The 11,348-nt window shown below is 42.5% G+C and carries 13 protein-coding genes and 2 pseudogenes; 8 read left to right on the top strand and 7 right to left on the bottom strand.

What is annotated here, in order from left to right; genetic code table 11:
* The first annotated feature begins 260 nt into the window (after positions 1–260).
* A complete protein-coding gene (gene fpr / locus C5470_RS08510; RefSeq protein WP_166287747.1) occupies positions 261–1,007 on the top strand; it encodes a ferredoxin--NADP(+) reductase in 747 nt (248 codons plus the stop codon).
* A gap of 2 nt (positions 1,008–1,009) precedes the next feature.
* On the opposite strand, the gene C5470_RS08505 is transcribed toward fpr, so the two are convergent.
* The gene (locus C5470_RS08505; protein WP_166287744.1) at positions 1,010–1,444 is read right to left on the bottom strand and encodes a DUF805 domain-containing protein; all 435 of its coding nucleotides are present in this window, start codon (positions 1,442–1,444) and stop codon (positions 1,010–1,012) included.
* 61 nt (positions 1,445–1,505) lie between these two features.
* Between C5470_RS08505 and C5470_RS08500 the strand changes: the two genes are divergently transcribed.
* Positions 1,506–2,114 carry a DUF1454 family protein gene (locus C5470_RS08500; RefSeq protein WP_166287741.1) on the top strand — a complete coding sequence of 203 codons (609 nt, stop codon included), beginning with the start codon at positions 1,506–1,508 and terminating at the stop codon, positions 2,112–2,114.
* A gap of 136 nt (positions 2,115–2,250) precedes the next feature.
* Complete coding sequence (tpiA, locus tag C5470_RS08495; protein ID WP_166287738.1) at positions 2,251–3,018, top strand: triose-phosphate isomerase; 768 nt, start codon at positions 2,251–2,253, stop codon at positions 3,016–3,018.
* A 45-nt stretch (positions 3,019–3,063) separates the two neighbouring features.
* On the opposite strand, the gene C5470_RS08490 is transcribed toward tpiA, so the two are convergent.
* The 5 genes from C5470_RS08490 to C5470_RS08470 all read right to left on the bottom strand — a co-directional run bounded on the left by C5470_RS08490 (position 3,064) and on the right by C5470_RS08470 (position 7,814).
* Complete coding sequence (locus C5470_RS08490) at positions 3,064–4,065, bottom strand: sulfate ABC transporter substrate-binding protein (RefSeq protein WP_166287735.1); 1,002 nt, start codon at positions 4,063–4,065, stop codon at positions 3,064–3,066.
* Between the two features lie 172 nt (positions 4,066–4,237).
* Positions 4,238–5,209: a 6-phosphofructokinase gene (gene pfkA, locus C5470_RS08485; RefSeq protein ID WP_166287732.1), complete on the bottom strand. Its 972-nt coding sequence runs from the start codon at positions 5,207–5,209 to the stop codon at positions 4,238–4,240.
* A 358-nt stretch (positions 5,210–5,567) separates the two neighbouring features.
* Positions 5,568–6,509: a phosphatidate cytidylyltransferase gene (locus C5470_RS08480; RefSeq protein ID WP_166287729.1), complete on the bottom strand. Its 942-nt coding sequence runs from the start codon at positions 6,507–6,509 to the stop codon at positions 5,568–5,570.
* Complete coding sequence (locus C5470_RS08475; RefSeq protein WP_166287726.1) at positions 6,506–7,147, bottom strand: lysophospholipid acyltransferase family protein; 642 nt, start codon at positions 7,145–7,147, stop codon at positions 6,506–6,508. Before C5470_RS08475 ends, C5470_RS08480 begins: the two co-directional genes overlap by 4 nt.
* The gene (locus C5470_RS08470; protein WP_166287723.1) at positions 7,140–7,814 is read right to left on the bottom strand and encodes a CDP-alcohol phosphatidyltransferase family protein; all 675 of its coding nucleotides are present in this window, start codon (positions 7,812–7,814) and stop codon (positions 7,140–7,142) included. Before C5470_RS08470 ends, C5470_RS08475 begins: the two co-directional genes overlap by 8 nt.
* A 208-nt stretch (positions 7,815–8,022) precedes the next feature.
* On the opposite strand from C5470_RS08470, the gene C5470_RS08465 reads away from it, so the two are divergent.
* From C5470_RS08465 to C5470_RS08445, 5 genes and pseudogenes are all read left to right on the top strand, one after another.
* Positions 8,023–8,274, top strand: coding sequence for a hypothetical protein (locus C5470_RS08465; RefSeq protein ID WP_166287720.1), 252 nt, complete (start codon positions 8,023–8,025; stop codon positions 8,272–8,274).
* Between the two features lie 259 nt (positions 8,275–8,533).
* Positions 8,534–8,680: pseudogene (locus tag C5470_RS23600) on the top strand (transposase); the annotation flags it as partial.
* Positions 8,681–9,482: 802 nt separating this feature from the next.
* Positions 9,483–9,761 (top strand): type II toxin-antitoxin system RelE/ParE family toxin, encoded by a 279-nt coding sequence (locus C5470_RS08455; protein ID WP_166287717.1) that lies wholly within the window; start codon positions 9,483–9,485, stop codon positions 9,759–9,761.
* Positions 9,761–10,060, top strand: a complete 300-nt coding sequence (locus tag C5470_RS08450; protein ID WP_166287714.1) for a HigA family addiction module antitoxin — start codon at positions 9,761–9,763, stop codon at positions 10,058–10,060. The genes C5470_RS08455 and C5470_RS08450 overlap by 1 nt, the downstream gene beginning before the upstream one ends.
* Positions 10,047–10,497: pseudogene (locus C5470_RS08445) on the top strand (phage integrase); the annotation flags it as partial. The gene C5470_RS08450 and the pseudogene C5470_RS08445, both read left to right, overlap by 14 nt.
* Positions 10,498–10,717: 220 nt before the next feature.
* Here the strand turns inward: C5470_RS08445 and cpxP are convergent.
* The gene (gene cpxP / locus C5470_RS08440) at positions 10,718–11,209 is read right to left on the bottom strand and encodes a cell-envelope stress modulator CpxP (protein WP_166287711.1); all 492 of its coding nucleotides are present in this window, start codon (positions 11,207–11,209) and stop codon (positions 10,718–10,720) included.
* Positions 11,210–11,348 lie beyond the last annotated feature (139 nt).

The following is an 11,348-nucleotide window of genomic DNA, read 5'->3' as shown; positions in this document are numbered from 1 at the left end:
TAGAATCAGAATATTTCTTTGATAATTTATCTCCATATTTATAGATAAGATTTATAGCATAGAAAGCTGTTAATTTTCTGAATTTTCTACTGAAATTCTTATCGACTATTAAGATAACCCCGACTATTCAAACCAGATATTAAGAAAAATGGACTCATGTCCCTATGACACAGAATCGATAATAGTATTTATATCGATAGACTAAAATAACGACATAAAAACAAACTGTTCCGGGGTTTCAGGATAGGAGACAAGTTCCAATGGCAAACTGGGTTACAGGAAAAGTTACACAAATTATTCACTGGACGGATACCTTATTCAGCATCAGGATGCATGCACCGGTTGAAGAGTTTACCGCGGGTCAATTCGCTAAGCTGGCACTGGAAATAGAGAATGAACGGGTTCAACGAGCCTACTCTTACGTTAATGCACCGGCAGATAATAATCTTGAATTCTATTTAGTGACGGTTCCAGAAGGCAAACTCAGCCCACGGTTAGCCGCACTGCAACCCGGTGATGACCTATTGGTTACAGAACAAGCCGCCGGATTTTTTATTCTTGATGAAATACCGGATTGCAAAACATTATGGATGCTTTCAACGGGGACAGCCATTGGTCCTTATCTGTCAATCCTTCAGCAAGGGGATTATCTGGACAGATTCGAGCACATCGTATTGGTACATGCAGTCAGGCTAACACAAGATTTAAGCTATCTGCCCTTAATGGAACAATTAGTTCAGCGCTTCAACGGCAAATTACGCATTCAAACGATCGTCAGCCGCGAACAAAACCCTGGCTCATTGACTGGCCGTATCCCGGCATTGATTGAGAATGGCGAACTTGAGGCGGCTGTTGGGTTGCCGATGAACAGCAACAACAGCCATATTATGCTATGTGGCAACCCCCAAATGGTGAAAGATACCCAACAACTACTAAAAGAACAGCGTGGAATGACAAAACACCTGCGCCGCAAACCAGGGCATATCACCAGCGAACAGTACTGGTAATGTCAATCATCTTTGGCAGAAATAAAATCCACTTTTTCTGCCCCTTCACCAAACCGGTTTGGCCCATCCGTGCCACGGAATATACCGCAATCAAGCACCATCATAACGATGATTAATGTGGGGATAAAACGGCCAATCCCCCATTGCCAGAATGGTTCCATACCACCCCCATCAGCGGCAATCAGCAACCCTGCCAGCAATAAAAGCAGCGACCAGCCTCCCCGCTTATTGCGATCATGTAAACGCTTCGCCATTATTGCCGCCGCAGGATACATCACCAAAACCAGTGCAAAAACAGCATAGTGCATGGTCAAAGAACTCATTCCCTGAATAGTAAAGATAACAAACATCAGGGCCAGACAAACACCGATACCAATCCAGAATTCCCGTCGCCCAATTCGCCCTTTAAATGAAAAACCCCATTGTTGTAATGTCATCTATTCTCTTCCAATCGTGTATTCTGTTTTTCGGTGCAGTCTAACCCAAGCGAGCGGCAACATGAAAATGGACGTTAATAAATTTCTGGTAATAACGTTAGTGGCAAGCAACACGGGCTTACCATTGGTAACCCATGCCGATACATCCAAAACAACTGGACCTATAGCGCAAGCGGCCTACCTCATGCCAAATGCCCCCTCTTTTGATGAAACTATCCCGCGGTTTCGTGAAAAATATAATCGCCGCAACCCGGCATTGCCATTACACGAGTATCGGGTCATTACCGGCAAAGACATTTATCTGCCACTGACACGAGCTGCCAGCAAAATCAATGAAAAACTTTACTCCTCGGCAGTACTGGAACGAGGAAGTGAAAAAATCAAAAGCCTGCAACTGACACTACTATCATCAGAAAATGAAACAGAAACTCAGAAAAATCAAATTCTGACAGAACAGTACATGATAGCGTTAATGCACCACTTTAATCCAACCCTCTCACAGGAACAAAGCAAAGAGAATATTGATAATTTGCTGAAAAACAGCAAAAAATTGCCATTTTTCAGCCATAACATCGGTGCCATTCGCTATATTGTGATAAACGGTAGCGAAAAAACGCTTACTTTCGCAATTGAACCGATTAAGCTATCGCTATCTGGACCAGAAAACTAATCAAAATCAGTGATAAAAAGCAAAGCTATTGTTTGCAATGATCACTATACTGTGAACCACTGATATAACGACTTAATCCCAAGAATGAATTTCATTCAGTCCACTACTTAAAAATTCTCTGGTTGGAGGAAAAAACATGCGACATCCATTAGTTATGGGTAACTGGAAATTGAATGGCAGTACCCATATGGTCAACGAACTTATCACTGGCTTGTATAAAGAACTGAACCATATTGCCGGCTGTGAAGTCGTTATCGCGCCACCAGCACTTTATCTCTCTCAGGCTAAAAAAGCGCTGACTGGCTGCCACATTGCGCTGGGTGCACAAGATGTTGACGTCAACCTGTCTGGCGCATTTACCGGTGAAACTTCCGCTGAAATGCTGCGAGACATTGGCGCAGAATACATCATCATCGGCCATTCTGAGCGCCGGACTTACCACAAAGAAAGTGACGAATTCATTGCGAAGAAATTTGCCGTGCTTAAAAAACAAGGGTTGATCCCGGTTTTATGTATCGGTGAAACTGAACAGGAAAATGAAGCCGGCCAAACTGAAACCGTATGCGCAAGACAAATTGATGCTGTTCTGAACACATTAGGTGTAGAAGCCTTCCAAGATGCAGTAATCGCTTACGAACCCGTTTGGGCGATTGGTACCGGTAAATCAGCAACACCTGCGCAGGCTCAGGCTGTGCACAAATTTATTCGTGATCACATTGCAAAGAGAGACGCAGCAATCGCAGAACAAGTCATTATTCAGTACGGTGGTTCTGTAAACGCGAGTAACGCGGCTGAATTATTCACTCAGCCGGACATCGACGGTGCACTGGTTGGCGGCGCCTCCCTGAAAGCTGACGCTTTTGCTGTTATCGTAAAAGCCGCCATCGCAGCAAAAAGAGCCTGATCAAATTTTAGTGATAATTGTCCGCCGTACACCTATGGCGGCTATTCATTTTTGACGCTGAATAATTTCATCAAATACACCGCCAGTTACAAAATGCACTTTTTGCGCATTTCCCCAGCCATCGAATACCTTGTCAACAGTAAATAATTTCAACTCAGGGAAAACAGACCGGTATTTATCGGCAATCACTTTATCACGTGGACGATAATAGTTTTTAGCCGCTATCTCCTGTCCAGCAGGAGAATAAAGGTATTGCAGGTATTCCGTTGCTAACTGACGGCTGCCACGTTTATCAACCACCTTATCAACGACAGAAACCGTCGGTTCAGCAAGGATTGAAAGGCTGGGTGTCACAATTTCGAATTTGTCTTTATCAAGCGCATGGATAGCCAATAACGCTTCATTCTCCCAAGCAATTAATACATCACCTATCCCACGCTCAACAAAAGTATTGGTTGCTCCCCTTGTGCCGGAATCCAGCACTTCAACATTCTGGTAAAGCGCTTTAACAAACGCTTTTGCTTTGCTCTGATCCTGATTGTTATGAGCCAACCCATAACCCCACGCAGCCAGATAATTCCAGCGTGCACCACCCGATGTTTTTGGATTTGGCGTCACAACAGAGACACCTGGACGAATCAAATCCGGCCAGTCTTTAATTTGTTTTGGATTGCCCTTCCGTACCAGAAAAACAATTGTTGAAGTATAGGGAGCAGAATTATCTGGTAAACGCTTAATCCACCCTTTATCTACCCGGCCACGCTCCGCAATGGCATCCACATCATAGGCCAGAGCCAGTGTCACCACATCCGCCTCAAGGCCATTAATGACAGATGTTGCCTGCTTACCGGAACCGCCATGAGATTGCCGGATTGTCACTTTATCCCCAGTCTTCTGCTGCCAATAATCACTGAAAGCCTGATTATATTGCTGATATAACTCTCTGGTTGGATCATAGGAAACATTAAGAAGCTGAATATCTTTTGCCCATACACTGCTACCGGTCATCAACAGCAACGCCAATGCCACACGCCATCTGACTCTCATTTGAATCTCTCCAAAAACCGTTTTAACTGTTATGAAATTCAAGGCTGACAGAAAGCGTTATCACTCAGAAATAATTAAAAATATTTACTTATATGCAAGAGGAATATACTGAGGAGAAATTACAGCCTCCAAAGAGGCTGCAATAGGTTTAGATTTGTTCGTATTTACGTGATCAGTACAGCTTTTTCGCAGTTTCCAGCCAATCCTGTTTAAACACACGCTTCATATTCTGCACTGCGTCAATGATGTCATGATGAACAAGTTTCTCGTTCTGGATACCAACGCAACGACCACCATAACCTTCCAACAGCAATTGAATGGAATATGCCCCCATACGGGAAGCCAAAATACGGTCATAAGCGACTGGGGAACCACCACGCTGAATATGGCCTAAGACGGTTGCGCGGGTTTCATGATGAGTCTCTTTTTCGATATGCCTTGCAAGTTCATAGACATCACAAACATGCTCGGTAATCGCAACGATCGCATGGCGTTTACCTTTATCGATACCTGCTTTAATCTCAGCCACCAGTTCATCACGACTAAATGAGACTTCAGGCAGAACGATGAACTCACAACCTCCCGCAATAGCGGCTGACAGAGTAAGATCACCACAATAACGCCCCATCACTTCAACAATGGAAATACGTTTGTGGGAAGTTGAAGTATCACGCAGGCGGTCAATGGCTTCAACAACCGTTTCCAGCGCAGTGAAATAGCCGATGGTATAGTCCGTACCCGCCACATCATTATCAATGGTACCCGGCAGACCGATACATGGAAAACCGGCTTCGGTCAGTTTCTTCGCGCCAAGATAAGAACCATCACCGCCAATAACCACCAGTGCATCAAGGCCGATCTTTCTCATATTTTCAATAGCGATAGCACGAACTTTCTCATCCCTGAACTCAGGGAAACGGGCTGACCCCAGAAAAGTACCACCGCGGTTAATCATGTCGGATACACTGAAACGGTCAAGTTTCTTCATACGGTTTTCATACAAGCCAAGATAGCCATCATAAATACCGAAAACCTCTAACCCTTCGGTTAATCCTGCACGAACTACACCACGAATAGCCGCATTCATACCCGGCGCATCACCGCCACTCGTTAAGACACCGATTCTTTTGATCTTGTTGATCATGATGACCTCTGAACTTGTAGATGTAATAATTGCAAACCCGCTAACGACAGACTTTGTATACTATCACTTTGGCTGAAACAGAAATCTGCCTTTGTGACCTGTTATCGCTCAATACAATAATGCTGAATTGATTCAACCCTGCGTATAATACGGTAAAAAACCAAGTCTGCATTAACAATGGATCCCTTTTTGAGATCAATTTAACTGAAAATAATTTAACTACCGCTCCTACGACTCTTTACGCTCATCAGACATACACCTTATCAACAATAAAAGCAGAGTCCAGCACTGTGGCACGTCATGCCACAGTGCTGATCAATCACCTGTAACCTTCATTCGTGCGTTAAAATCTTTCCGACTATGTATAGAAATAACGTGTCAGGTGAAAAAATACCGGTGCAGCAAAACATAAAGAATCAATTCTATCTAACATGCCGCCATGACCTTCAATCATTTCACCAAAATCTTTGATGCCACTATCGCGTTTTATCGCTGACATACACAAGCCGCCAATAAAGCCCATCAACGTAATCGCCAACGACATCAAACCTGCCTCCCACGGAGAAAATGGCGTTACCCAGTAAAGTGACATTCCTAATAAAACGGAAGCCAAAATGCCGCCGATAAAACCTTCAACAGTTTTATTCGGGCTCAACTTAGGCACAATCGGATGTTTGCCAAACAATTTACCGAACACGTACTGCAAAACATCCGACATCTGCACCACAATCATTAAAAACAGCAATAATTCGACATTCTCCCCTTCATAACCTGGAATATCCAACATCAATAAAGCCGGCGCATGGCTAATACAGAATACAGCAATTAACATTCCCCATTGTATTTTAGCTGTCCGCTCCAGAAAATTCGTCGTATCGCCAGCCAATGCAATACGGGCAGGTAAAAACAGGAAAACATAAACAGGAATGAAAATAGAAAACACGCCATACCACTCAATACCAACGGCAATGTATTGTAATGGCATGAAAATAAAGAAACACCAGAACATGGTTTCATGATCACTTCGTCGTGTTGGTGTTAAAGTGAAAAATTCCCGTAAAGCAAAAAATGACATACTTGCAAATAATAAAACTGAACCTATTGGCCCAATAATGACAGACAACACACAAACAATGCACATCCCCCACCAACCGCGGATGCGAGCATTCAGATTCTCGATTGTCGGATTACTTTCCCCGGAATATTTAGAAGCCAATATTGCTCCAATGATACTGGCAACAATTAACGGCACAAACATGCCACCCAACAACAAAAGCAACTTATTATTAAGCATGGTCATAGTATTAACGCCTCCAAGGCCAAGCGAGCCCGCTGTAGAAAATCCGCTTTTTCCTCGTTTTCACCTAATTTTTCCAAAGGCTGTCCAAATGTTGCCGAACAAATAACAGGAACAACCAGCGCCGATCCTTTTGGCAAAACCCTGTTTAAATTTTCCAGATAAACAGGAATAAGCTCGACATTAGGATATTTCTTGGCCAAATAATACAGACCACCTTTAAACTTATTGATTTGTTCACCACTTCCTCGTGTTCCTTCCGGGAATAAAATTAAAGATTCTCCTCGTTTTAATACATCCTCCATTGGAGTAAGGGTATTTTCCTTTAAACCATCCTCCCCTTTGCGATCAATCAGGACAGATCGAAAAACTTTATTGATAAAATATCTGCGCAGACCCGTCTTACTCCAATAATCACGGGCAGCGACCGGATGCACCCGATAACGTAATACTCGGGGAAATCCGGCCCAAATAACCAACCCATCCAAATGGCTAGTGTGATTGGCATAATAAATCCGGGAAGCGACCGATGGCTTACACCCAATCCAGCGGATCCTCACCCCGGTTAACAAACGGCAAAGCCCGGACAGAAAAGAGCCCATCCCTTTACTTACCAATGTCACTTCTTGTGATCTATTCATGACAAGTATCCTTCTCTTGCAATTCAACCAATATGACTCTGGTTCGCCGAATACATGTCCAGAGACAACCCAGCGTGATAACGACTAATATCGCAAACAAAAGATACTGACCCCATAACTGAGATAAAAAAGCCGCGACGATTGAACCAACAGTGATTAATGCCATCCGGTGCTGTTTCGCCATTGGGCCAAGGAAACGCTGAGGCAAACCACAAGTACCACCTAATAAACGAATATAGGCCGTCAAAACAGCCAATAATGCAGCAATACAGCCAAGAGAAATTGCAAATGGAAAAAGTGTTAAACCATATCCCAATCCAATCAGAATAAAAGAATCCGCGATACGATCGGGAAGATCATTAAAAACAGCGCCGGCAGCCGTCTTCAATCCTCCTTCAACAGCAACCATCCCATCTAATAAATTACACATTAACCTGGCTTGAATGGACAGCGCTCCAACAATCAACAAAACTGAAGTCAGCCAGAAAGGCTTGACCAAAAAACAAACAGCAAAACACAACCCAGCTAATACCGCAAAAACAACACTGGCAACCGATATGCCATTTGGTGTCACCCCTCTACATTGCAGCCATTTAGCCGTTTTCCCGACCCATATTGCATTACGTGTTTTGATCGGACGCCTATCTTTTACCTCATTACCAGACATATCATTTCCCTTCCAAAAAACAAATGAATAATCAAATCCACTTAAGTGAAATGAAATAAGATAAACAGGATTGTTTAGAATAACAACAATAAAAAAACCTGCCTGATTTCCAGCACGCGAACACCATGATGATAGTCTTGTGCCATAGAGAAGATGGTGATTTCGCTATGGTGATAGCTATGACAATAAAATTCAGTTGGTTGGGTGAATGTCAGGTATAACACAAAGTGGAGGGATTAGAACAATTCAAAATAAGAGACACTTAGAATGGGTACCTCAAATTGATGACAATGCCGAAGCAGCACTTGAAAATACTACGGCACATAATGCTGACAAACGTTATCAGCAGCAAGTGTCTAGTCAGTTTGAGAATACAAATTCAAGTATATTAGATATTAAAGAATCAGTATCTAAATTAAATGAATCAACGGCAAAAGATATTAATCAAGTTAAAGCGTAGGTTAATAAAAACGGAAATAAAATCTCTCTAGCCAAGGAGCCTATTCAAGAGAATAAAAACGCAATTGCAAACACGGATAAAACATTATCTGAATATAAAAAAGCCCGGTTATTCTTCTGGAGGTGTGCAATATTCTGAGAATTTTTATATTTTCTATAGCCTCGTTGTTTTCAAAGAAAACAATCAGATTATTGACAAAGTGCTAGTTTTTTTATCCGGCACTTTACCAATAATCTGAAAAATGATAACCCTCCGTATCTGGAAGGCCAGTAAAGAGCAGGCCAGAGAAAACCGATTAACCCCGTGGGGGAAAAAGTTCTACAAACGACGAAAGGAGGCGATAGAGCGCAGTTTTGCGGATGCTAAGCAACATCACGGGCACCGCTATGCCCATTTGCGTGGGTTGCAGAACGAGCATTTTATTGCAGGAGAAGCGAAAATAACGCCCTTGCGGGGGATTAAACCGGGTTAATGAGGAAAATGGAGGCATTATGATTCATAATGAAAGAAACAAACCCCGTTATTTTCAACGAGGTTTGTCAGCGGTCTGAAACCCCTCATATATGTATGAGGGGTTATAAGCCCTTTACGGGAGAAATTTTTAACAAAGCCTTCATGGGGAATAATCATACTCTAGTTGATAGAATCCAAAAGTCAACTTTCAGATTTACCGATAAGATTTGATGCGCCGATGATTTTGATTATTGCACGTTGTATCTTTTCAACATCTTCACACGTCAAATATTGCTGAAATCGTTCATAGCTAAAATAACGTGCTCAAGCACCAAAAATATTCGTTTTTAGTAACTGATATTCATGTCACTTCACCTTGCCAAAAAATTTATACACAAGCCATCTTTGCATAAATCAACCAGATTAAATAAAACATATAGCAATTAGATCTTTAATTATCATAAATATAGGTAGTTTCCGGGTAGCTACGATAACTGCTAACTTTTCTCTACACCAACCATAAGAACAAAAACATTCGTTTGTACAATCCCATTCTTCTGACCGATAGCTCAGTGGTTTATCCATTGCAAAAAGCTATTGCCAAATCTCCTCAAATGGCAATTAGTTAACGCAACCATTGTCTGCAAAATTTTTTGATATTTAGAGTTACGGCCCTTGGTGATTTATTGTTGGCGTTGCATGCCATGTAACAGCGGCGTATAATGTTACGCATGGTGTAACAAGGACGGGGGCAAATGATTAAGTCATTTAAACACAAAGGGCTGAAACAACTTTTTGAAAAAGGAGTTATTTCAGGCATCCCGGCGCAGGATGCTGTCCGAATCAATGACCGCTTACAGGCCATCGACACGGCCAGCATGATAGAAGATTTAAATATTCATGCCTACAAGTTACACCCCTTGAAAGGGGATCGGGCTGACATATGGTCAATTACTGTCAGAGCTAACTGGCGCATCACATTCGAATTTAAAAATGGTGATGCTTACATTTTAAACCTGGAGGATTATCACTAATGAGACAGGCTATTGTTTCTCATCCAGGCGTCATGGTATCCAACATGCTGGAGGATTTAGGGGTTGGAGTTCGCCAGTTTGCTAAAAACATCGGCGTAACTCCAGCGACGGTTTCCCGCTTTCTTTCGGGCAAAACGGCGTTAACTCCGGCGCTTGCCATCCGACTGTCTGCTGCGCTGGGGAGTAATCCGGCGTTTTGGATGCGCTTACAGACGAACTACGACTTGCGCCAACTGGAAGATGAGATTGACACGTCAGGGATCATTCTATACGGCGACAATGACAAGACGAGACCTTAGTGATTTACTGAACTTATGGTGGCTATATCACGGACAAACCGCAGAGAATGGCACTATAGAAAAACGACAACTGATGAAGACAATCAGGCAGTTAAATGATCCATCTATAAACCGTCTCAACAAGCATGTTTTACTGGAACACCGCAGTAATCGCCTAGCTGATGGGATCAAAGCGTCAACGATAAATCGGGATATGTATCGTCTATCAGGAATGATAACGACATTGCAAAAACTTGAAGTTTTTAGCGGTAGCAACGCACGTTCTACGCCACACATTCGCGAGTCACTTTGTGATGAAAGGTGGAAACATTGTTGCACTGCAACAAATACTCGGTCATGCCAATATACAACAAACTATGGCGTATGCTCATCTGGCACCCGACTATTTGCAATTTGCAATCACGTTAAATCCACTAAATGGCGGCATAGAAATTTAGCAGTAATAAGCAACCATAGCATTCAAAAGTGTCCACATTTAAGAATTTTCGCGTTACTTACAGTTGCTTATAAAATCTCTATCTGGCTAAAATTAATTAATCTTAGCCAGATAAAAAAAACCCGCCAGAAGGCGGGGAAAAAGACAGGGATGGTGTCTATGGCAAGGAAAAATTTCGTTTGCTACTATTTACTGCATATGGTGCATATGGATATTACAAATCAGTTCGGTAACTGAGAAATACGCTGCTGATGATGTTGCTCCAATTGCACTTGCTGTTCAGGAGTCAGCAATTGGTACATCTGATGATGAATACGGGCCATTTCTATCTGACGTTCAACATTAAATTTGACCATCTTTTCAACTTGAGCCTTTACTGCCGCTTCATCAAAATCTTTCGCAGTGACCAGCTTACGCATCTCTTCACGCTCTGCGCGACTCATAGACATTGATGAACGCTGTTGATGCTTTTGCCCCACCAAATCACGCATTTGCTGACGCTGTTGCTCAGTTAAAACGATACCATTAAACATATGGTCGTTATCACCAATATCATTATTACGGTAATGATAGCTTCCTTCGCTTTTATAACCACAAGGTACACAATTACCGGGTATCGTAGCAGCGTGCACTATACTTGCTGTTTCAGCTAAAGATGCCGCCGAGCCAAGAACAAATATTGACGCTAAAACTAACGCTGCTATGTTACGCATTAAACAACTCCTCGTTTCCCCGAACGATACTATTCGATTCAAATTGTGGACAACTATACCTACCCGGCTGCAAACTAGCGTCAGAGCTTGTAAAAGAACGTAAAGTCGTAGAATAGCAAAGTTTGTTATCGTATTTTTG

The sequence above is a fragment of the Photorhabdus stackebrandtii genome, from assembly GCF_011189495.1.
GTDB classification, from domain to species: Bacteria; Pseudomonadota; Gammaproteobacteria; order Enterobacterales; family Enterobacteriaceae; genus Photorhabdus; species Photorhabdus khanii.
Note: the sequence above shows the minus strand (reverse complement) of the source record. Positions and strands in the feature narration are given on the sequence as shown.